This is a genomic window from Phormidium tenue FACHB-1050, assembly GCF_014696925.1.
Classification (GTDB): domain Bacteria; phylum Cyanobacteriota; class Cyanobacteriia; order Pseudanabaenales; family Pseudanabaenaceae; genus Pseudanabaena.
In genome coordinates this window covers 24,779-46,964 of record NZ_JACJQY010000044.1, presented here as the reverse complement: position 1 = coordinate 46,964, position 22,186 = coordinate 24,779, and the positions used below count along the sequence as shown (strand labels likewise).

Here is a 22,186-nt window from a genome sequence, read left to right as displayed (position 1 = left end):
GATGGAATCTTTCCTAATGTAGGGCATCTATTTCTTCTTTGCTAAATGTTATTTGGATCATTTTGGAGAAAAGTTAACTTTTCTTCCATTCTTCCCCTTTTAAAAAATAAAGTCTCCCCCCTGTCAAAGTATAGTACAAACCAAAACCCAAGAATCGAGTGGCAGCACGAAGCGCCGCCACTCGATTCTTGGGTTTATTGCCGCGATGTTATATCGAAAAGAAAAGGCAAAAAATATTGAGCAGTTAAAGACCATGGGAAAATGCTGCTTACTCACTGGTGGTGGGTTAATCTCGTCAGTTTGGTAGATCAGCTTATAGAAGGAAGGGAAAGTATCAACAAACTGCTATAGTCCGTAGACTTTAGATCTATTGGCTCATCTTTTGGACAGATCTAAATTAATGAACTTGTGCATGAGTAGGCTTTTATCCTAACCGTTTACATTATTTTTAACTTCAAACCAATAGGAAAAAGACAGAGATGAATACCCGACTCATCATCAACCCCACCTCTGGCCCCGCTGACAAACCTGATCTGTCAACTGAAATTGTCGAAGCTTTGCAAAATCAAGGCATCGAAGCTGAACTCTGTACGACTTCTCCCGATGAAGATGGAGAGAGGCTTGCCGCTGAAGCTGCAAAAGCAGGTGCTGAGCTTGTAATTGTCGCAGGAGGCGATGGCACGATTGAAGCCGTAGCGCGAGGATTAATGCATACTCAAACTGTGTTGGGCATTATTCCTATGGGAACCCGCAATAACATTGCCGCTAGCTTAAATATTCCCAACGATTTATCTCAAGCTATTCAGACTCTGGTGGAGGGAACGCGGGGTCGGTTTGATATGGGCAAAGCAAACAATCATTACTTTGTGGAAGTGGTGGGCGTGGGTCTAGAAGCGACACTCTTTCCTTGGGGAGATGAAGTCAAAGAAGGAATCAAGAAAAATTATTGGGCTGCTTTTAAAAGTTTCTTCTCAGGTATTCAAGCTTTTTTGCAGTTTAAACAACATCGCTTAGTCTTGCGCCTTGACGGCAAACGGATGCGCCGTTTACGCATTTTGCAAGTCAATATCTGCAATAGTCCTCGCTATGGAGTGCAATTTACCTTAGCGCCTGACGCAAAAATGAATGATGGCAAGCTGGATGTAGTATATATTGATAACCCATCCAAATGGGATCATCTGTGTCACTTCTTTAAAGCTATGCGGGGTGAACGCCTTCCCCATGAGCGCCTCAACGTTCATCGCGCTGCTAAAATTGATATTAAGAGTTATCCTCCATTAGAAGTTCATGCAGACGGACAGTACCTAGGCGTTACCCCCATCACTGTGGAAGTGATTCCAGACGCTCTTTTGATTTGTGTACCTACGCCTGAGTTGCTATTAAAGTTCGCTGACGCAAACAATAGTTATGGATTAACAGAGCAAGCTGACAGCATTTTTACCGATCTTCCATCCATCTCAGTTTAAATTCCACTAATTTGAACTAGTCCGTATAGGCAGGATGCAAGCCAGATACCGCCAGCAACCCATCCACTCAGGACATCTGTCGGCCAATGCACACCAAAATACACTCGGCTAAAGCCCACCCCCAATGTTAAAAACGCAGCTAAGGGAATAGTAATTCCTAAAGGAATACTTAGAGACTGCGTTAAGATCGCCGCTAATAAACCATAAAAGGAAATTGCACTCATGGAATGACCGCTAGGATAACTGTAATCCATCGGACGTTTAGAAGAAGCCCATAGATCAGGTCTTTTACGTCGAAAGAAAGACTTAAAAATGCCATTAAGCAACCATGAACCGCTTAGCCCGATCGCCAAAATCAGAGCAGGAACTGCTTCGTCTCGATAAATCAGAATTCCTGCGATCGCCATGAGTATCGGAATAGTAATTTCGCCCTGAGCCATCCAAGTTAGAGCCATCATGTATCGATCTAGGGTCGGATTAGACCATTCTTTGAGAGTTATCAAGCATAACTCTTCAAAAGGTAGTAACCAATCCCATAGAAGGAAACGAGCAATGAAAACACCTAGCGCTAAAACGATCGTGCCCGCTAGCAAACCTGCCAGCAGATAGGGAGTGAAAGCAATGAGTGATTTGAACAACCAGTAAAGGCGAGTGCTAACTTGCGCCATCAGCAATCTCCTAATGTTGATGAAAATTTATAAGTGTTGTAGGCAGTTCTTTGTCTAGATATAGCAATAAAATGGTTACCCTTTGAATTTGAAAATGCTGGATTGAAGTCCTATTTTTTGCATGAATGATGTATCTAAAGATAGATCCAAGCGATCGCGTTTCTTTTTATCTAAAAGTAGTTCCATTTGATCTTGTAAGCGATCGCTAAACTTAAATAGACTGGGATTACCAGTTTTTATAACAGTGATGTCATGGAAAAATAGGCTTACTAAGAGGTGTAATCATAGGATTTCTATAATAGCCTAATATACAAGTATAGCAATGTAAGCAGCAATTCTCATTATAAAAATCGTTTTTTTGAAAGCGCCAACGGCGATCTTTCAAAAAAACGATTTTGGTGATTCCATTGCCGAAGGCAATGGAATCACCAAAATCGTTTTCATAATTAGAATTGCTGGATTTTATGGGAAAGGCGATCAGGACTTTTGAGGATGCCTTATACTAAATCAATCAACTTGCACTTAGTACATTACGTTTATGCTTGAAGTTGTAGAAATCCCCATCGAGTTAACCAAATTTCAGCTTCCAGAAGCAGTTCAAGCAAGGCTTCAGTTTTTACTTGATCGCCAAGATGCAGGACATTGGTTATCTCAGAATGAAAGACAAGAAGCTCAAGGACTCATCGATTTAGCAGAATTTCTGTCCTTACTTTTTTTGCGGGCACAAAGGGTGCAAAAGTTTAGTTAAATGTCTTCCATTCCTACATCTCTTCGTAGATTAGTAATCCAGAGATCTGACGATCGCTGTGAATATTGCGGTATCTCGCAAATAGGGCAGGTAGCTACCTTTCATATCGACCATGTTATTCCTGTCGTCGCTGGTGGCGAAACAACTCCCGATAATTTAGCCCTTGCTTGTGTATCTTGTTCGCTAAGAAAAGGCGCACGTCAAGAGGTTGAGGACTTGGAAACAGGAGAGACTGTAACTATTTTCAATCCGCGTGAACAGTCATGGAGCAAGCATTTCCAATGGGAAGGTGTAAAAGTTGTTGGATTAACACCTACAGGAAGAGCTACCATAAAAGCATTAGACTTAAACAGAGTCACAATGTTAGCAATTCGTGCTGAAGAAGAATTATTAGGTCGTCATCCCCCAAGCTAAAAAAGGCGCTCGCCTTTTTTAGCAATGTAAGTTTTGCTTAGGACATAAAACCAAAAAGATGAGTGGCGGCGCGAAGCGCCGCCACTCATCTTTTTGGTTTTTGATTTGTCCTGATACAGGTGGCTATAGCTATAGTTTATCGATTTTGCTAATTTGCTGACAGGAAATTAAACAAATATTGATTACACAACTGCTTGGTTAGCAATGTTGCTGTCGATCGCTTCTTTGAGAGCGCGAACAGTCGCAATCATCGAAATAACATCATTCAATTGGTTAACGGCGGAACCAACACCAACACCAGACGCGCCAGCAGCGATCGCCATTGGTGCAGTGATATTGCTCAAACCAGAAGCACACATTACGGGGATCGAAACTGCACGGCTGATAGCATGGGCGGCTGCAAGGGTCGGCGCAGCCTTTTCGATCGCACCAAGAACACCTGCATGGGTTGGAGCGGAGCTTGTACCACCTTCAGTTTGGATGATGTCTGCACCAATCGCTTCAAGTTTCTCAGCAAGGGTGACTTGCTCATCGAGGGGCAAAGTGTGGGGAACGGTAACAGAGATTGCGGTGTGAGGCAGCAATGCTCTGGTTTCTGCGGTCAAAGCAATGATTTCATCGGCAGTAAATACACGACCTTGAGCATAGAAACTATCGTAGTTACCGATTTCAACTAGATCAGCACCATTAGCCACAGCCTCAGCCAACTTGTGAGCTTCAACCGCCGATACACAAATGGGCAAAGAGCAATTAGCCTTAGCGATCGCAATTAATTCCGCATCAGCCGCGATATCTACAAATGTTGCGCCACCGCGATCGGCTGCTTGCACGACCATTTTCACGGAGTCGCGATCGAAGTTGTGAAGCCCGCTAATAATCTTCAGAGCGTTGCGGCGGCTAAAAGCGGTGAATAAAGAAATAGGTAAACGAGACATAAGCTTTGTCATCCTAATAGACTGAATATTTAGATGTAGGACTACTTTAACGCGATTTTGCGTAAAACCCAAAGAGTATGAGATGGCGTGAAGTTCTACCTTATATTTTTTGGGTTTTATATTTTAATGCCAAAGAAATATTTGAGTAAATGGAAGTATTGACCACACATATAGCAACGAATCAAAACCCAAAAGATTAGTGGCGGCGCGAAGCGCCGCCACTAATCTTTTGGGTTTTATTTCCAGTGAAAGAATAGACGTGGCGGCGCTTCGCGCCGCCACGTCTATTCTTTCACTGGGAAGGGAGTAGGTAGAACTTATGGAAGTTCAATATCTTCATAACCTTAGTAAAACTTACGCAAAAGAACGCAAAGTAAGGGCAATTCATGAATTGCCCCTACCTATGATATTTAGAGTGTTTTTGATTTTATTGCCCCTTTCTGTGAGATTCTGGTATCAATACAGACCATGCATAACCTGCACAAGTGCTTATGAGTTCGATTCGTGTTGTCCTAATTGAAGACCATGACCTAACCCGAATGGGCATGAAGATCGCTTTGCAACAGCAAGTTGATCTTGTGTTTGTTGGTGAGGCTGCCACAGGCGCAGAAGGCGTATCACTAGTAAACAGCCAACAACCTGATGTAGCGATCGTTGATTTGGGCTTGCCTGATATGGATGGCGTGGAAGTAACTCGCCAAATTAAAGCGGCAGCTACAGAGGCGGGTCGTGCCACTAAAGTTTTGATTCTCACCCTCACCGATAGCCAAGAGACAGTATTAGCCGCCTTTGCCGCAGGTGCAGATTCCTATTGCATCAAAGATATTAGTTCCGAAAATCTGGTGCAAGCGCTGAAGCTAACTGCCGAGGGTAACTCATGGATTGATCCTGCGATCGCTAGCATTGTCTTGCAGCAGGTACGTCGCCGCGAGGCAACTGTAGAAATTGATGCAGCAGAGGCTGATTACAAACAAGTTTTGCAAGCAACACCACTGACTGAACGTGAGCTAGAAGTTCTGTCTGAGATTGTAAATGGTAATAGCAATGCTGAAATTGCCGAACGACTTTATATTACGGTTGGCACGGTTAAAACTCATGTGCGGAATATTTTGAATAAGCTATGTGCTGACGATCGCACCCAAGCAGCAGTTCGCGCTCTTAGAGCTGGGCTGGTCAAATAAAAATAAAAGGGACGCAATGCGTCCCTTTTTATTTTTAGGAATTTAACTGAGATACTTTTATGCTAGAAAAGCTCAGCAAAAAACGCTATTCCACAAATCTGTTTGATGTCACTCAAGACATCATCGGTGCGCTACCACTGAAATTGGTTGAGCAATGGCTGAGCAGCGACCAAACCTATGCAGATGCACTCAAGCTCCTTGATGGTCACAAAGTAATAGGTTACAGCGTATCTTCAGACTCAGTTGGACTAACTAAGCTTTGCCAGCAAAAGGGGTTGCTAGAGATTCTTGCCATCATCAACCAACCGAAAAAGATTGTGCATGGCTATGGGAAAGCGATCGGGGGTGAAAGTGTGGGGATTTGGGCGGCGGACAATACCCAAATGTTTTATCCAGATGACCTAAGCGCATCGACCCTTGTGTCCACACTCCTAACAATCCAAGATGCGATCGCCAAAAGTTGCCAGATCAAGATTGGGCTAGGCGCTCATTATGGTAGTTTTTATTCGATTAGTGGCGGTTTGTATGGAGCAGAAGCCGATGCGATCGAGGAAATTGCCGAGAATCACACCTGTGGCGGTGAGATCTTAATCAGTCAAGCCATACGCGATCGCCTTCCAGCAAAACACAACTTCATCATTAAAAAACGCGATGATTTACATCCTGCAATCGGTAATATTTATCGAGTATTGGGTGGCGATCGCCTGACAGAATTGCAACCAGACAATCAACGCTATCCAATTCCTTATTCCGAAGATTTTTATGCTGATTTATTGGCATATGAAACTCAACTCGCAAACCAAAATATCGATCAAAGTTTTACTCATAATTTAATAGAGAGGTACATCCAGCAAAAAGTGGTGGTGCTAATCGAGAGTAAGAGTGAATCTGTGGAAACCCATGAGGTTTCGATGTTTAATCAGTTATCATTCTCAGCTTTGATGAAAGATATCGGATTGCGACTGCTGAACAAGACATCAGCCGAGGAAATCAAGGTGGTTAGCTCCTTAGGAATTTATGCTTTTGATGATGCTCATGATGCAGTCAACTTTGCCCAAACGTTCCGTCAAGAACTAGTAAAACAAGATATCACCTGTCGGATTGGCATTGATCGAGGCGAAGTTCTAATTTTCAATTTACCATTCGGAACTAAGGATATTGCAGGAATGCCTGTCAATGTCGCTTCAAAAATGGCTCAAGATAGAGGCAAATTTGGTAAGTTATATCTAAGCGCTACGATGCAAGATGTGGTTGATGTAAAAGGATTTAACGAGATTAAGTACAACGTTTCTGGAATGGAGATAACAACCTATGAAGGGTAAATTAGCTGGGATTATCTGTTTAATATTTTTGCTATGGTCAGTTCTATTACCTACAGCACCTTTACATGCGATTCCCATTAGTGACATTCCCAATCCTAGAAAATTAAATGGAACTTGGGTGAGCGATGTCGCAAATATTTTAAGTACCGAAACCGAATCTCGACTCAATCAAAGAATTTCGCAATTAGCCGCTAATAATAGTTCAGAAATCGCGGTAGTGACAGTGCCAGATACCATACCATCGGCAACGGTTAAAGCCTATGCAACAGAATTATTTAATACTTGGGGTATTGGTAAACGGGGTATTGATAATGGCGTATTGTTTCTGATTGCAGTAAACGAGCGCAGGATTGAAATAGAGTCTGGGCGAGGGATTTTAGCATATATTAGCGATCGCCAAGTAAAGCAAATTATCGAAGATCTGATTACCCCTGAGTTTAAGCGTCAGAATTACGATCTAGGCATCATTAACGGCGTAGAGGAAATGGCGGGACGTTTAGAGAAAATCAATTTTTATCCTTTCCCCTTTATACCCATTTATAGCAATATTGGGCTTATTGGCGTAGCGATCGCTCTAAGTGGCGCGATATTGATCGTTATCAAAATTCGAGAATGGCGACAAACATTATCTACAGTGAGGGTAGAACTTCAAAATCCTGTTGTTTTTCAGTTACGTATTCCTCAATTGACGGAATTTACTAGTTTAGGAATGTTGTTAATGGTGTTTGGGCTAGCGGCGATCGCCGTTAGCATCAATGCATGGGTACTATCTCAAGAAATGTTAACTAGCTTATTTATTCAGCCCATTAATCAACTTTTGGTTACAGTACTGATTAACTTGATAGTTGCCTTTGCTTCTCTTCAGTTGTGGCTGAGTATTGAAAAATTTTGGTTGGCTCAGTTAACTGTCATTTTCCAAACTCCAATACAGCGCTATGGAGGAACTCGATTTGGATTTGAACGTTCTAGCTTGATCATTGTTTTGCATTTACCTGCTTTAGTTGTGCTATGGCTAATTACAAGTACTTCAATTTTGTTGACAATTCCTAGTCACTTGTTATTTGCAGGGACAAACTTAGTTATGGCGATGGGATATCAATTTATATGGCTGCATATAGTGAATAACCTATACCTTGACATGTGTTTAGCGAAGGAACAGCGTTTTTGTCAAAGCTGTCGAAATCTTGTTCAGCGTGTAGCTTCAGATGTAACTAATCAGTACTTAACTAAGCCAGAGTTAAAGGCTGTTGAGTTAGGGAATGCCACTTACACAGTATATTCTTGCGATCGCTGCTATCTTGCAACCAATCAAACTGCTAAAGGCGATCGTCAGCATGTTTATTGCCAGCCTAATATTTTAAAAGAAGAAACAATTTGCCCTGTATGTAGCTATGCGACAATGACTCCAGCAGACCTTAAGCAATCTCGTAAACCCAAGAAGTTCCCCAAAAAAGCTTCTAAAGACGCAATTAGTATACGTCAATGCCAAAACTGTTTTCATGAAGAACCTGTCTATCCTTTTATCCCTGCGCCTGTAAGTTATTCCAGTAGTGCAGACTATTACAGTTCTAGTGATACTTCCAGTAGTAGTTCGAGTAGCTATGATTCCTACGATTATGGTGGTAGTTCTTCTTCTAGTAGTGATTTTGGAGGCGGAGGTAGCGATGGCGGAGGTGCGGGTGGTGATTGGTAGCTTTCTTTAGGATGCGAAGCGATATCTTGCATAAATAGCGACACTAATCACACAGAGTAAAGGTGTTAACCAATCGCCCCATAGGACATACAGAGTTTTAGTATCTCTTAAATAAACTGTTTCCAAATGCGTTTCATAGGTATTCACATCTGAAAGCCAAATCGTGCGTCCATTGGGGTCGACAAAGCCCGAATAGCCAGTATTAGTTGCTCTGACAGCCCAGCGATCGCTTTCGATCGCTCTAGCCACATCTTGGGCATGGTGTTGGGCTGACATATAGGAGGCAAAATGAGCATTATTAGAAGCAGAGAGAATTAATTTACCACCTGCGGCAGTTTGAAAACGGAAAGTGGCAGGATAGGCAGATTCATAGCAAATTCCGACGATAAAACGTCCCCAAGGTGTATCGACTAATTGTTCACTAGAACCAGCATCCACTTCACCACGCAATGGCGATAAGCGCCTAATTAGATTTCCTAAAATTGGTCTTAAGGGAATATATTCACCCACTGGCACAAGCCGAACTTTATCGTATTGACTGAGAATCTTGCCAGAACCATCAATCAAAAAGAGGCTATTTGTATAGTTATTTGGGTCTTCTGCATTGGGATTACGAGTTGTACCAAAGCCCCCTAGCCATACTGGAACTCGATATTTCTCCACCGCCCGATCAAAGGGTTCGCGACGAGGATCGTAATTAGGATAAAGAAAAGAAATTGCAGTCTCAGGCGTAACGATCATTTCTGCTCCTGACTGAGCTAGTTTTTCGTAGCCTTTGGTGTAGTTATTAACTGCTATTTCCCATCCTTTCGGCTTTACAGTCAGAGCATTTGGGAAGTTGCCTTGAATAATCCCTGCTTTGATCGCTTGTCCATTACTGCTTGTCATGCGATCGCCTTGCATTTCCCATGCACCATAACCCGCGATCGCAACCAAGAGAGTAATGGCTGCGATCGCACAGCGTCGTTTATCCGCCCAAGTTCTCTGCAAGAGAATTTCTGCAAATAATCCATTAATTGCCACAATCGCTGAAGTCATAGTCTGTTGTCCAGAAATTCGACTAATTTGTAACAGCAGCAAATCATGGGGGCTTTGGGTAAATCCTAGGGCTGTCCAATAAAGTGGTCCCCAACTCCACACAATTTCTAATCCACTAAACATCGCACAGGCAATAATTACCCGACTCGTCACATTGAGATTCTGCGTAAGGAGAGACATTCCCCCAGCCCATAATCCCGATAATACCGCGCCCCACGCTGTAATCAGCAGCCAAACCAATGTGGCAATCCAAAAACTCGTCCACCAAGGTACACCCATCCATTCCATCGGATGCACAGTGGTAATCCAAAATAGAGCCATACCGTGATAGCAAAATCCCCACATCGCTCCCATTGCGATCGCTTCTTTGACTTTTAACCTTTGAGCAAGCATCCAGAGGGGAATCAACGCGATCCATGCTAGCCACCACTGACTAAACGGATCGGGAGTAAGTCCCATCAACACTCCACCAAAAGCAGCAAACAGGAGATTGCGTAAATTTCGCATAGACGTTCGTCAACAGATTAGGGATGAGTTGGAAGTTAGTCCCATACAGTTAAGAGAGACTCAACCTTTTTCATAGTTTTATTCTTACTTATGATGGACTACCTTACATATTAGAGCGATCGTCTTCTTCTTGACGCAAAGAAACTATAGGATCTTGATATAGGCTCAAGCGTTGCTTAACCAGCAAGAAAAAAAATGGAAAGTCATCAATAAAATAGCGCTTCCAAAGTCGAGTTGGCTCACCCAAAAATCTATATAACCATTCCAATCCCAAATTGCTTATCCATTGAGGCGCACGGCTAATGACCCCAGCCTCAAAATTAATCGCAGCACCCACAGCCATAAAAATCTTAATCATTGGCAACTGATCTTTATAACTATAAATCCACTTTTCCTGCTTGGGCGCTCCCACACCCACCGCCAGCACAGTCGCTCCAGATTGTTTAATTCTTTCAAGGATCGCCCTACACTCTTGCTCATCTGCTTCAAATCCAAAGGGTGGAGAATACGCACCAACAACAATCTCTCTTCCTACTTTTTGATTAATCATTGCAGTGGCTTTCTCTGGAACACCATCCATACCACCTAACAAAAAGATTCTTATATCACGATTCTCTTTGTGAAACATACAGAAAGCTGGGAATAAATCGGAGCCAGAGATTTTTTCCTTCAAAGGTGTACCTAAGAATCGTGAAGCATAAAGTAAAATTTGGCTATCACACACTCGATAATCTGCTAATTCATAGATGCGGTAAAAATCTGGATCACTTTGTAGTTTCATTAAATGATCTACATTGGGCGTTAAGACAACTCCCTCTTGAAGATGTGCAAGCATTTCATTGACAGAGGTATTGTCAATCTGAATATTTAAAATTCTTACCGAGTTTTTTAAATTAAACTTATTTGACATGAATTATTAGAGTTTGTAAAGCCTTATTTAATTAATTCTAACTACGCTTTTAACAAAAGATAACATAATAGTTAAAAATCATATATAGCAATGAAAATTTGGCTTGGGACACAAAGCTCAAAACATATGTGTGGAAAGATTCTTGCAATCATTTGTGATTTTCGCTTTTATTATTCCTAGCAGTCTCTTTGCAATACCCAAAAGGTATTATCAAGAAAAATCAAATCTATTTTTCTAATTGGTTTGTGAATTTATTATGTATTTTAGTCTTACAAGATTTGATGTATAGCCTAAGTGGTTTAATTAATTTGTCTGTTGATTATTATTAGCAACAAGAATATTTCTTGGTGGAACAGAATGGTAATCCTTGAGGTGACGTAGGTAATTATCTGGCTCTTGTCCGATTACAACGCCATTAATTACAAGACCTAAAACCCTTAGATCTGATTGTTCTAGCTGTACTTTAGCGGTAGTTGCACTAGCCGCATCGACAACCCCAGGGCGTACTACTAACAAAATACCATCAACTATTTTGCCTAGAGTCAATACATCGGGAACCAAAACAAGAGGTGGGGTATCGAAAATCACAAAATCATAGTTATGATAAAAGTCTTTTACTAGGGTATACATCTGGGGTGAATCAATCAGTGACAAGGAGTTGTGAGGAGTAAAACCTGCTGGCAAAACACTCAGATTTACATCAACTTCCTTAATCGCATCTTGCAACTTTTCATGATCTACGATGACATCACTAAGCCCTAGGGCATTACTTAATTCCCATATATAATGCTGCATTGGATAGCGAAAATCTGCATCGACTAATAGAACCTTGCGTCCTGATTGAGCAAGAGCGATCGCCAAGTTAGCTGATATCGTTGACTTTCCTTCTTTGGAAACCGAACTTGTTACAACGATTGTCTTAACCATCGGATTCGATTTTAGGGATTTCAGGTTAGACTGCAACATCCGATAGGTTTCACTTTCTAGTGAGTAGGGTCTATCTCTGACCGGTAGCTCTATGGCTAGCTCTTTGGAATCTGGCTGAATCGCAAGGGCTGGATTTTTCTTTAACAGAGGAATCATACCTAGCCAACGATAATTGAGACATTTTTGCGCTTCCTTGGCAGTTTTAATTGATGGGTCTAAAATATCGAGCAAAAAGGCTACGATGATATAGATTAATGCACCTACCACTACGCCACCACCTAGAATCAAACGCCTCTTAGAATCTACGGGCTGAGTAGGTGGGGTTGCTGCTGCTACTATGCGAGCATTGCCAACATTTTGTTTCTCTGCAATCTCTACCTCTTGTAAACGTTTGACTAAAATTTCATATTTAGATTTAGCAGTTGCCATCTGCCGTTCGAGATCGCGACGTTGTTGGTCTAGTCTCGGTAAAAGATTAACTCGCCTGCGATAGTCTCTCTGAGCTTCTAAAAGAGCTTTTAATTGACTATCTAAACCAAGTTTTGTTACCTCCATTGTTATAAAACTATCAGTTAAAGTTTGAGCAGAAGTGCCACTTTGGAGGTTACTAAAAGGAATGGGCTGACTATTTCCCACAACCTGAGCAATTCGCTCGTTGAGTAGAGATCTGATCGCTGCTAGTCGGTCTTTTAGTTGAACAACCTCGGGGTGATTTTCTGTATAGCGTGTGCGTTGCTTTACGAGATCGCTTTCTACCTGTTGTAGTTCCTTTAGAACTGGTTGCACTGCATCCGATTGATTAAGGGAGTTTAACTGCATCCCTGCCTCGGCAGTTAGCCCTATTTTATTGCGGAGTTCTTCTGATTGAGCCGTTGTGTTGGCTAGATTAGCCTCTACTTCTACAATTTTTTGGTTTAATATCGCTAAGGATGAAACTGCTGATTTTGCTTCGTCAGGTAAATTAATAACGTTATTCTTTTCATCAAATAGACGTAGTTGTTTTTCTGTTTGTTGTAGGGCTAGCTCTGTTTTAGGCAGTTGACCAGTAATAAATTCACGGGCTGCTGTCGTTTCCGAGCGATTGATAAATATATTTCGCTCAATATAAACTTCAATTAACTTATTTACGATATCAGCAGATTCTTTAGGATCGTTACCTTTATAGGAGATTAAGAGGATATCTGTTCCCTTAATACCTTTGATTGTCAAGTTCTTAGAAAGATCCTCTGGATCGAGAGCGCTACCTGTCTTATCTCTTAAATTTAAGGAGGCAATTGTTTGTTCAAGGATTGGGGAAGAACGAATTACCTCTGCTTCCGTATCTACGGGTGTATTTTGTTGACTTAAGGATTCTAACTGACCTGCTTTTTCGGGAGTATCTGATAGAAGGGCGGAAGATACATCTCGTTTTTTGAATAATAATTTACCTTGAGCTTCGTAAGTGGGCTTCTCAAACATGGTCATTACTGCGGCAGTCAAAACAACCAACAAAAAAGCTGCACTCGCTGGAAGCCACTGACGCTTCAGGATCAACCAATATTTACTAAAGTCGATATCTTCTGGATAGGATTGAGATTCCATATGTTCAAGTTTAGGACTGTACCAAATTGAATTTAGGTTGTATTTTATTTTTTTACATTATCTCCCTAACAACTCTGTATTGGTTGAGATTCGCCCTGTGATATTGGTGAAAATATCAGCTAATGTCCCACATAAAGAGTCAAGTTGGTCATAGATAACAGATTTAACGTATTGGCAATCATAAGTTTGCTTGATTTCGTGAGAAATTGATTGGGCGAGTTGAGGATCTGCCCATAACTTTAGAAGATATAGTGCTTTTCGAGCAAGTGTGGTACAAAGGTTGGTGTTTCCCCGCTTGTTTGAAAAGCGCTATATTCAGTATTTTAGATTGGGATATCAGCAATAAGTGTATTGATATTATTTTGCATCAATAAGGCTCCAGCACAGAAATTTCTGTCTTCTAAATATTACGTAAGCGAACTATTATAAGCTTTTAGCTTGTTTTTTAAGTCATCTGCTAATCTGTCATATTGATGTAAAACGCTAATAACACTGGCATCTTCATTGAGTAAAAATCCATCTTGACTAAATCTCAATTTCTCGGAATCAATATAATTCATCGTCAAGACCGGACTTTGGTAATTATCATAAAATTTAACGTCTGGAATCATATTTCTGTGCAAGATTAAATTATGAGCAGCTTGATCTACACCAAAACGTTGGTAGTTAGATTGAAGAATGTAATCCATCATCCATTCTAAATAATTTATGATGCCTTCTTTTGTCCCTATAGTCGTTCCAGCACAAGATATTCTTAGATGACCAATTTCTGACAAAGATTTTTTCCCAAAGCTTCTCTTGAGCCAGTCTGAATTGTATGGGCAATCGTAAATTCTTCTATCTTCTTCGTAAAAGCAGTTTAACGGTGCAGTTAACACAAAGTTAAAGGGGTCATCCTGAAAAACAACATCTCTAACATCTGTTAATAATATCTTTTCATATTTTTTTTCAGACTGCAAAATGTATAAATAATACAAGAAAAATCTAGAGTTGACCAAGTGCAAATAGTGCTTTATCAAATTTGCACGAACTTCGTAATAATTTTGATGTTTATAGTTTGCGACAATTTTGCTAAAGGTATTAATCCCCCAAAGATGTAAACGGTTAATAGGATAAATATCAAACAGTACATAAAGATTAAGACTTTTATAAAGTAATTGTTTGTCTTGTAACTTGTATGGGATTTTTAAGCTTGGAAAGTCCCAATAGGTATAAAAACTAAATTGGGGATAATGAAGGGAAAATTCTTGAAGATTTAGCAAGGTTTTTTCACTAACATTGCTCACAATTAGGCAAACATCACCAGTATAAACTGAATTTTTCAAGGAATATAAAAATGGTTTTAAGGTATTAAAATCATAATTTTTTACTAATCCAAGAACTAAATTATTAGCGGGCTCAATAGATTGCGTCATAGTTTCATTAATAACTTTTAAGACTCTTCTTAACAAGTCTTAAAAGAACTGTCGAATAATACTTCGTAATAGTGACGATAGTCAAGAGATTTTCTCAATCTGCAATTTGTCAATTCCTATTATGTGGTACTAATAAAAGTTTAAACTGATTTATTTAAGAATAAATCATCCAATTTTCTAAAGTATATTCTATGGTCTTTAAATAGATATGTAGTTTAGTTTGAATATCAATAATAGCGCTACATAGCAATCTTAAATTGAGCCATGAAAAACAGAATCTGTTACCAGATTAAGCCCCCCTCCCTTTTTCTAGAATTGATATACGTTAAGGATTTTTGAGCCAAGTGGCAGGAAACTTACAAAACACAAAATGGCTACGCCATTTTGTGTTTTGTAAACCCTTACTGGGTTGAGTTTTTAATTCCTAAAAGTGTCACCACACTTTCGGGAATTGGTATTACAGGTAGAGGATGAGCAATCTTGATATGCCGTTATATATCCTCTTCATTCCTTAACAGCTTCTCGTAGACAGTGAGGCATTTTCTAATTTGAGAAATACCAGATTTTGCCGATGCTTCTGTATCTATAGGTGTATTTTGTTGGCTTAAGCATTCTAACTGACATATTTTTTTAAGACATCAGATGGAAATGGCAGAAGATACATCTCTTTTGAGAATGGGTATTCCATATATTAAAGCTTAGGGCTTTATAGCGTTTATCAGTCTAGTAAAGTACGGGTTTGTTTCCCGCCTTCGACAGAGAAACAAACCTTTGTACCTCGCTTGCTTGAAAAACGCTATAGTATAGCTGCCACCCTTACTTTTCACGTCATCTCTGAAACGCTTTCTAGGCAAGAGTTTTAGAATCAACTATATTTGCAATAAGTGTTGTTTAATGACAATGTACAACGCTAGAATAAGGCTTGTGGCAGTAGGAATATTGGCGGTTATACTGAAACAGCTAGATAACGGGAAAAGTAAGAGCTGCCACCAAGTGTATGAGGACATAAAATCCAAGAAGAGAATGTCTGCGCGAAGCGCCGCCCCATTCTCTTCTTGGGCTTTTGTCCCAACACAATCGACGGCAGCTATACATTCACTTTAGGCTGTGTTGTGCTTGTTTCGTATCGTTGGTTGATATTTGCCATGTGAGATTGGGGAAAATATCAGTTAATGCCAAATAAAGTGTCTAGTTGTTCATAAATGACAGATTTGGCATATTGGCGATCATAGGTTTGTTTGATTTCGTGGGAAATCTGCTGGGCGCGTTGAGGATCTGCCAATGCCTGAAGAACATATTCGGTATATTCAACTGGATCATCGGTAATGAGTGCATTGACATTATTCTGCATAGATAATGCTCCAGCACATTGCCGAGTTGTAATGATGGGCAGTGAATATGACATTGCTTCTACCAATCTCATATTGGTTCCACCACCAGTTCTAACGGGGCAAAGCATTAATCTTGCTCCATAGTAAAGTGCAGATAGATCTGGTACATAGCCCATTATTTCAATGTTCTGTAGCAGTTGAGGATCGACTTGGAGATCGTTACAGATATTTTGAATATCGTTACTGATCTTGCCTGCGATCGCGAGGCGTACATCGGGTTTCCCCTTGACAATATTAGGGAAAATTTCACCTAGAAAGAATTTCATAGCATCGACATTTTGAGGATTGCTCATACCAAGAAACAATAAGTCATACTTAAAGTTTCGCTCTTGATAGGGAATTAGCTCCGCATCACTACCAAGGACATCCACACAGTGGGGAATTGAGGAGAGCTTATCGGCGGACAGATAATTTTTTAGGGTTGTAAATTCGTAATTGGAGTCAGAAATTACTACGTCAAAGGTGTTAAGCAATTGAACTTCCTTCTCAAAATTTAGATCGTAATCAAACTTTAGTCCTTTGTAATTAAGTACATCTTTAAGGACTTTACGAAGACGACACATGATGTCATGGGTATCGATGATTGTCTTGGTGGAAGTCGATTGGAATGGTTTGGCAAGATGGGCAAAGTTGACAGTGTTGATCCAAGCAAAATCGTATGTGTTGCGTTTGCCTAGGGAACGCACATAGTTGACATAGCCAGGAGGCGAATAGAAGTCTGTATCAATGGGCATCTGTTCCTTCCATAGAACTTGATAGTAGAAGATTTTGCTGCGGGTGTATAAAAATTCGAGCAAATTGCGCCTAGCTTCGTATATGAATACGTTATCAACAAACTTCAGAGCTTCTTGGGTCTGTTCGTCATCCCATTTGGGAGTAATGTACGATTCTTTGAGCCATTGATTAGCAACTACCACATCTACAGATATGCGATCGCGGCGATCATTGAAGTACTTCAAAATCCCTAATATTCTAGGTTGAGTGCCGTAATAAATCGGCTTTAACTTAACTGGGAGTTGAAATAGAACTTTCTTCTTGGGAGAATTGGTAGACATATACTGGCAATTAATTTGAGTTACTTGGTTAACAAAGGAATAGAATTAAGGAATAACATACTTGTCAAGATTCATCACAAAAAAAAACAGCTAATTTACATAGCTTAGAGAGACTCTTGGGTTTCAATAAGTGTATTAATGCCTTGGCTCAAGCTAATTTGCGGTTCCCAATTAATGAAACTGGTAAGCTTGGAAATGTCAGCTAATAAGTGCATCCGCTCAACTTTTCTCACACGACTAGGATCAACTTGGATCGTGATTTCTGCTCCCAATGACTGCTCAAATGCTTGAACTACTTCTCTAATGGAGTACTCAATACCTCGACCGATATTGAAGGTGTCAATGCCCTGATCAAACTTATTGAGAAGTTTTGAGATTGCGATCGCCATATCAGAGGTATGGATAAAATCCCGCTTGGGATCAAGGTTCCCTAGCTGAATTGTTCTTGCTCCTAAGTTAACCTGTCGCTGAATTTCAGGGATAACATGGGCATTGGTCTCATTGGGACCAAAAGCATTAAAAAATCGACCAATGATCGTTGGGATCGATGTTTGCAGATAGAATTCGTTCATTAGATACTCCCCAGCCAACTTAGAAATGCCATAAATATCTGTAGGCTCAGGGCGATGACTTTCTGGAATTGCTTGATCGACGATGGGATACACTGCTGCTGTGGAAGCAAAGAAAACCTTTTCTAATTTTTTTAGCTTCTTAGCTGCACTCAATACATTGATTGTGCCTTGAATATTTGTAAGACTGGCTTCTGTAGGATTTTGATTGCAGTATGGGATGAAGTGAATTGCAGCTAGATGAATTAACCAATCAGGAGAGATTGTTTGAACTAATGAATCCAGTTGCTCTGCATTCAAGATATCGACATTATGAAAATGAGTATCGGGAATTGTTAGAAATTTTCGATTGCCGAAGGACAAGTTGTCAATGACATGAATGTTATGCCCCACGGATTGTAGATTTGCAATTACAGCAGATCCAATAAAACCTGCACCACCTGTTACTAAAATGTTTAATTGCTTTTGCATAATGTTTGTTGTTTAGTGATTTTATAATACTTGATATGCAAGAAAAGAGCTAAGGAACAACCAAATACTCAAAGTAAGTAAACAAGTATTATTCGATCTTCTGGGTTCTTAAGAATAAATCAAACCCAATCAAAGATGAAAGCCTTTCACACCAAAGGTTTGAGTCTTGCTGAGTGTTTTTGTATTAAACCATACCGTGCTTTTCTCGTCATCGCTGAAAATGACTTCTAGGTAAAGATTTTAGGATTAATTAATATGTACACTTGCACTAAATGTATAGGAAAAATCAAATGTAGAAAACCAAAACAGCCCAAAAACAATACTAAACAAGGATTTTGAGCCTATCATTTTAAGCTCTTGATAGGAGTGCATTTCAAGTTTTTATCCTGCACTTAAATATTTGCAACAAGCCTTGCTTAACGACAATGTATAACACTGGCGTAAGGCTTTTAAAGCTAGGAATGTTGAGGATTTATAGATAACAGGTCAAATTAAAAACTATAGTGGCTTCTCCGAAAACCCAGAAAGCCCATATTGTTTCAGCCAAAGATTTTTTATTTATTTGTATGTATAGTGAAATATATAGAAATCAAGTAGTGCTTATTAGTGAGTGTCTTTGCCCAAAATACTCATTAACAAATCATGACAATAGTATATAAAGTAACTTAACCAACTAGTTATACCAAGGAATTTAGATCCATCTTCAAGGATTAATGGCAAACCAACATTTACATCAATCTTAGCGGTCTCTTCAAAAAACTTTAGGCATACATCTAAGCCCAATGACATTGTTAGGAAGGATAGCGCCAGAATAAAGAAGGTATAGTTGCTAGCTAGAATAAGTTTATAAAATCTGACTATATAAACTATGAAGGCAATTAATATGGATGCCAAAATAAAATTTTCTGAAATCTTTAAGTAAATCGGTGCTACGAAGTCATGAAGCATAAAAGCATCGTCAATACCTAAATATGCTGACAGGATTCCTGAATATATCAAAAAATTAAATATTTTTTTAGATTTTAATTTTCGTAATGTAATAGCTGTGAATAAACATACTGTTGCAGTTGCAATCCAACACAAAACACCAATGTTGGTGAATAAACCATATAAGGGATTAATCTTGCCTGCTATGTCAGCAAGATCTCCAAGCAAAAGACTAGGCGTTACTCCAAAAGAGTATCCAGTTGTGATACCCACAATTAAGAATAGTAAACTTGGGATGAATGTAATTAATAGCTTAATGTCTATCTTTATACCTAAAGAAAGAAATTTGGAGGTAGCTTGAACTTTGCTCATTCCATCTTAACCTAGTTTACATAATGGTTAACCCTACATTAACTTAGGATTAATGCATTGTTAACATTAGGTTAACAAAATGTTAGTGTTTTGTATAGTAACTGTATGAAAATTAATTTAGAGGCTTGGAATATGACAAAAAGTACTATTCTGAGCTTAAGCAAAATTTGCTTTGAAAAAGTACAAGTATGAACTGACCACAGTAAGCAAAAAAACGGCTGAAGCCTAATTGGTTTGACCAATATATTTGCCAAAACACAAAATGGCGTAGCCATTTTGTGTTTTTAAAACCTTTACTGGGTTTGGTTTTCAATTCACAAAAGTTTTGTCACACTTTCGTGAATTGGTATTTAACCTCAGTTCGGGTTAATTGCAAACTCTCTCTAGGAGCCAATTTGCAATTAACCCAAACTAGGAGCCAAAACAGTAAAAGCCTCGCTTCGCGAGGCTTTTACTGTTTTGGCTTTTTAAATTTTGTAGCTTATCCCGAACTCACGTTATTTAGATATAGCGATCGCCAGTCTTATTAGGTCATAAACCTAAAAAGCTAGTGTCAAAGTGCCGACTCTAGCTTTTTAGGTTTTGAGTTGTCTTAATGAAAGTGACTGAATCTATAGTTTGTATTGCATACTGCCTTCTGAAGAACTAATCTCGCAGCATAATATAGTCCTTAGACCCATTCAAATTAACAACTTTGGCAGGGATACCAACCGCAACAGCTTCATCAGGTAAATTTTTTGTCACGACTGCATTTGCCCCAATCGCCACATCATTGCCAATAGTAATTGCTCCAAATATTTTTGCTCCAGGTCCCATAAAAACGCGATCGCCAATCTTAGGACATCCTCTTGCTTCGCCTCTACCACCAACACCAATTGTCACACCCTGACTTAAGTTACAGTTCTCACCAATAGCAGCATCTTCATTGATAAAGATCCCTCCAAAATGACCGATATAAAGTCCTTTCCCAATCTTGACACTATAGGGAATACTGATACCTGTCATGATTTCAACGAGTTTATGCCATACTACCCCCACGAGATGTAAAGCTTGGCGAATCAAAGGAATATGGACATAGTTATGTCTCCAAGAGCTAAAACGGTACTCAGCTAAAGCCCATAGTCCTTGCTCTGTAAGAAGTAAGATCAACCAAGACTTCTTTTTCAATACTACATATCTATCTATATCGGCTCTGAAATTCTCTAGCATACTAAAATAGATTTCTAAGGAATTTAGAATTTGGGTTTGATTAAATTTAAACTCATTGCTTGGGTCATCATCCAGCCAAAACGTCGCACAGATGGGTATACAAAACACATCACATAATCAGCAAAACAATAAGAGATTACTGTTGCCACAGCAGCACCAATTTCCTTATAAGGGGGGATTAATATGAAATTAAGCAACACATTCATCGTAGCCCCGACTATCGTAAATGCGAAAGCAAACCAAGTCTTACCTTCAGTCGTAATCCATATTTCTTTAACATAGCCTAAGAACAAAAACATAGACGACCAAATGTGAATAGATAAAACAATACCCGATGGAGCATAATCTTTGCCAAAAACTAAAACAACAAAAGGGGTAGCGAGAAATGTCATAGGAATGGCTATGCAGTAGACTAAGATTGCTTGTAAATTGCACAGATTTTGGAGCTTCCGATAATAACTTTCTTCACTAACTTTTTTGGCGGCAATAATAGATGGCGCTATGGACTTAACCAGCATTGTTGAAGCAAATGGCCATAACTCTGAAAGTTTTACAGCCGCAGAGTAAGTACCTACTGCTTGGGGGCTTGATAGTTGCCCAAGCATAATTAGATCAATTCGCATATAAACTGCTATGGCTAGAGAGGAGAAAATTAAAGGGAAGCTAACCTTCATCAATTCCTTAGCGTATTTCCAGTTAGATCGCCACGCCAAGATATTGTGACCAGTCATCCGAAAGACGATTGTAAAACCAATAGCATTTAAAAGGCTCTCAGCAACAACTAACCAAGCAAAATATTCAATGGGTGCTTTGATTGACAGCAAAATTACGCGCGATAATGTTGCTAGAGAAAATACACTATTTCTTACCCAGATTGGATACTTGACTTCCACTAATGAGTTGAACCAAGACTCTATAACTCCAAAACTTACTAAGCAAGAACCTGTCCCTAAGATAATTACTAATTTATAAATCAGTGGATCGGAACTATGAAATAGTAATACCGCGACAGTAGACAAGCAAAAAATGATCACTCCAATAATGAACTGAATAAAGAAAGCCGTACCAAGGATTTCTTCTTTTTTTTCTGGGTGGTTAATTAAATCTCTAAAGATGATCGAATCTGATGCTAGTTGCAGCAGAGGAGTAAACATTGATACAAAAGCAAATGCATAATTGAAATAGCCGAACTGATCTACGCCCAGATAGCGAGCTGTCCATGCCATTGTTACAAAAGAAACACCTAGTCGAAAAACGCGCTCAGATGCTAACCAGCCAATGTTCTTAATGATTTTCAGCTGTTCGGGATGAAGTCGATTGTGAATAGATGATTTAAGCTGTTTAAGCTTTGTTAACATAGTTCCCTTAAGGATTGAGATCTCTTACT

Annotated in this window: 17 protein-coding genes; 6 read left to right on the top strand and 11 right to left on the bottom strand. The window is 39.6% G+C overall.

Features of this window, described 5'->3' with window-relative positions; genetic code table 11:
• The first annotated feature begins 479 nt into the window (after positions 1 to 479).
• Positions 480 to 1,466, top strand: a complete 987-nt coding sequence (locus H6G05_RS20510) for a diacylglycerol/lipid kinase family protein (protein ID WP_190580955.1) — start codon at positions 480 to 482, stop codon at positions 1,464 to 1,466.
• On the opposite strand, the gene H6G05_RS20505 is transcribed toward H6G05_RS20510, so the two are convergent.
• Positions 1,463 to 2,134: a phosphatase PAP2 family protein gene (locus tag H6G05_RS20505; protein ID WP_190580953.1), complete on the bottom strand. Its 672-nt coding sequence runs from the start codon at positions 2,132 to 2,134 to the stop codon at positions 1,463 to 1,465. The two genes, H6G05_RS20510 and H6G05_RS20505, sit on opposite strands and share 4 nt — an antisense overlap.
• Positions 2,135 to 2,672: 538 nt before the next feature.
• On the opposite strand from H6G05_RS20505, the gene H6G05_RS20500 reads away from it, so the two are divergent.
• The gene (locus H6G05_RS20500; RefSeq protein ID WP_190580952.1) at positions 2,673 to 2,882 is read left to right on the top strand and encodes a hypothetical protein; all 210 of its coding nucleotides are present in this window, start codon (positions 2,673 to 2,675) and stop codon (positions 2,880 to 2,882) included.
• A complete protein-coding gene (locus H6G05_RS20495; RefSeq protein WP_190580950.1) occupies positions 2,883 to 3,296 on the top strand; it encodes an HNH endonuclease in 414 nt (137 codons plus the stop codon).
• Positions 3,297 to 3,478: 182 nt separating this feature from the next.
• On the opposite strand, the gene H6G05_RS20490 is transcribed toward H6G05_RS20495, so the two are convergent.
• Positions 3,479 to 4,231 (bottom strand): DUF561 domain-containing protein, encoded by a 753-nt coding sequence (locus H6G05_RS20490; protein WP_190580948.1) that lies wholly within the window; start codon positions 4,229 to 4,231, stop codon positions 3,479 to 3,481.
• Positions 4,232 to 4,722: 491 nt separating this feature from the next.
• Here H6G05_RS20490 and H6G05_RS20485 point away from each other — a divergent pair, with 491 nt between their 5' ends.
• The 3 genes from H6G05_RS20485 to H6G05_RS20475 are packed head-to-tail and all read left to right on the top strand — an operon-like array spanning position 4,723 to position 8,427.
• On the top strand, positions 4,723 to 5,412 hold the full coding sequence (locus tag H6G05_RS20485; RefSeq protein WP_190580946.1) for a response regulator: 690 nt from the start codon (positions 4,723 to 4,725) through the stop codon (positions 5,410 to 5,412).
• 59 nt (positions 5,413 to 5,471) lie between these two features.
• Positions 5,472 to 6,734 carry a nucleotidyl cyclase domain-containing protein gene (locus tag H6G05_RS20480; protein WP_190580944.1) on the top strand — a complete coding sequence of 421 codons (1,263 nt, stop codon included), beginning with the start codon at positions 5,472 to 5,474 and terminating at the stop codon, positions 6,732 to 6,734.
• The gene (locus tag H6G05_RS20475; RefSeq protein WP_190580941.1) at positions 6,724 to 8,427 is read left to right on the top strand and encodes a TPM domain-containing protein; all 1,704 of its coding nucleotides are present in this window, start codon (positions 6,724 to 6,726) and stop codon (positions 8,425 to 8,427) included. The genes H6G05_RS20480 and H6G05_RS20475 overlap by 11 nt, the downstream gene beginning before the upstream one ends.
• Positions 8,428 to 8,433: 6 nt before the next feature.
• On the opposite strand, the gene lnt is transcribed toward H6G05_RS20475, so the two are convergent.
• From lnt to H6G05_RS20430, 9 genes are all read right to left on the bottom strand, one after another.
• Entirely contained in the window at positions 8,434 to 9,972 is a 1,539-nt protein-coding gene (gene lnt, locus H6G05_RS20470) for an apolipoprotein N-acyltransferase (RefSeq protein WP_190580939.1), read from the bottom strand.
• Between the two features lie 103 nt (positions 9,973 to 10,075).
• Entirely contained in the window at positions 10,076 to 10,882 is an 807-nt protein-coding gene (locus H6G05_RS20465) for a WecB/TagA/CpsF family glycosyltransferase (RefSeq protein WP_190580937.1), read from the bottom strand.
• A 303-nt stretch (positions 10,883 to 11,185) separates the two neighbouring features.
• Positions 11,186 to 13,390 carry a GumC family protein gene (locus H6G05_RS20460; protein WP_190580934.1) on the bottom strand — a complete coding sequence of 735 codons (2,205 nt, stop codon included), beginning with the start codon at positions 13,388 to 13,390 and terminating at the stop codon, positions 11,186 to 11,188.
• Positions 13,391 to 13,797: 407 nt separating this feature from the next.
• Positions 13,798 to 14,805 carry a hypothetical protein gene (locus H6G05_RS20455; protein WP_190580932.1) on the bottom strand — a complete coding sequence of 336 codons (1,008 nt, stop codon included), beginning with the start codon at positions 14,803 to 14,805 and terminating at the stop codon, positions 13,798 to 13,800.
• 1,165 nt (positions 14,806 to 15,970) lie between these two features.
• A complete protein-coding gene (locus tag H6G05_RS20450) occupies positions 15,971 to 17,251 on the bottom strand; it encodes a glycosyltransferase family 4 protein (protein ID WP_190580930.1) in 1,281 nt (426 codons plus the stop codon).
• Positions 17,252 to 17,355: 104 nt separating this feature from the next.
• On the bottom strand, positions 17,356 to 18,291 hold the full coding sequence (locus tag H6G05_RS20445; RefSeq protein WP_190580928.1) for an NAD-dependent epimerase/dehydratase family protein: 936 nt from the start codon (positions 18,289 to 18,291) through the stop codon (positions 17,356 to 17,358).
• 603 nt (positions 18,292 to 18,894) lie between these two features.
• Positions 18,895 to 19,590 carry a hypothetical protein gene (locus H6G05_RS20440; RefSeq protein ID WP_190580926.1) on the bottom strand — a complete coding sequence of 232 codons (696 nt, stop codon included), beginning with the start codon at positions 19,588 to 19,590 and terminating at the stop codon, positions 18,895 to 18,897.
• Between the two features lie 645 nt (positions 19,591 to 20,235).
• Positions 20,236 to 20,799 carry a serine O-acetyltransferase gene (locus H6G05_RS20435; RefSeq protein ID WP_190580924.1) on the bottom strand — a complete coding sequence of 188 codons (564 nt, stop codon included), beginning with the start codon at positions 20,797 to 20,799 and terminating at the stop codon, positions 20,236 to 20,238.
• A gap of 23 nt (positions 20,800 to 20,822) precedes the next feature.
• Complete coding sequence (locus H6G05_RS20430) at positions 20,823 to 22,157, bottom strand: flippase (RefSeq protein WP_190580922.1); 1,335 nt, start codon at positions 22,155 to 22,157, stop codon at positions 20,823 to 20,825.
• Between the last annotated feature and the right edge of the window lie 29 nt (positions 22,158 to 22,186).

Coding starts and splice junctions, on each gene's coding strand:
- lnt (WP_190580939.1), bottom strand. CDS start 9,972: ATGCGAAATTTACGCAATCTCCTGTTTGCTGCTTTTGGTGGAGTGTTG.
- H6G05_RS20445 (WP_190580928.1), bottom strand. CDS start 18,291: ATGCAAAAGCAATTAAACATTTTAGTAACAGGTGGTGCAGGTTTTATT.
- H6G05_RS20495 (WP_190580950.1), top strand. CDS start 2,883: ATGTCTTCCATTCCTACATCTCTTCGTAGATTAGTAATCCAGAGATCT.
- H6G05_RS20480 (WP_190580944.1), top strand. CDS start 5,472: ATGCTAGAAAAGCTCAGCAAAAAACGCTATTCCACAAATCTGTTTGAT.
- H6G05_RS20475 (WP_190580941.1), top strand. CDS start 6,724: ATGAAGGGTAAATTAGCTGGGATTATCTGTTTAATATTTTTGCTATGG.
- H6G05_RS20505 (WP_190580953.1), bottom strand. CDS start 2,134: ATGGCGCAAGTTAGCACTCGCCTTTACTGGTTGTTCAAATCACTCATT.
- H6G05_RS20455 (WP_190580932.1), bottom strand. CDS start 14,805: ATGACGCAATCTATTGAGCCCGCTAATAATTTAGTTCTTGGATTAGTA.
- H6G05_RS20490 (WP_190580948.1), bottom strand. CDS start 4,231: ATGTCTCGTTTACCTATTTCTTTATTCACCGCTTTTAGCCGCCGCAAC.
- H6G05_RS20450 (WP_190580930.1), bottom strand. CDS start 17,251: ATGTCTACCAATTCTCCCAAGAAGAAAGTTCTATTTCAACTCCCAGTT.
- H6G05_RS20510 (WP_190580955.1), top strand. CDS start 480: ATGAATACCCGACTCATCATCAACCCCACCTCTGGCCCCGCTGACAAA.
- H6G05_RS20435 (WP_190580924.1), bottom strand. CDS start 20,799: ATGCTAGAGAATTTCAGAGCCGATATAGATAGATATGTAGTATTGAAA.
- H6G05_RS20465 (WP_190580937.1), bottom strand. CDS start 10,882: ATGTCAAATAAGTTTAATTTAAAAAACTCGGTAAGAATTTTAAATATT.
- H6G05_RS20430 (WP_190580922.1), bottom strand. CDS start 22,157: ATGTTAACAAAGCTTAAACAGCTTAAATCATCTATTCACAATCGACTT.
- H6G05_RS20440 (WP_190580926.1), bottom strand. CDS start 19,590: ATGAGCAAAGTTCAAGCTACCTCCAAATTTCTTTCTTTAGGTATAAAG.
- H6G05_RS20500 (WP_190580952.1), top strand. CDS start 2,673: ATGCTTGAAGTTGTAGAAATCCCCATCGAGTTAACCAAATTTCAGCTT.
- H6G05_RS20485 (WP_190580946.1), top strand. CDS start 4,723: ATGAGTTCGATTCGTGTTGTCCTAATTGAAGACCATGACCTAACCCGA.
- H6G05_RS20460 (WP_190580934.1), bottom strand. CDS start 13,390: ATGGAATCTCAATCCTATCCAGAAGATATCGACTTTAGTAAATATTGG.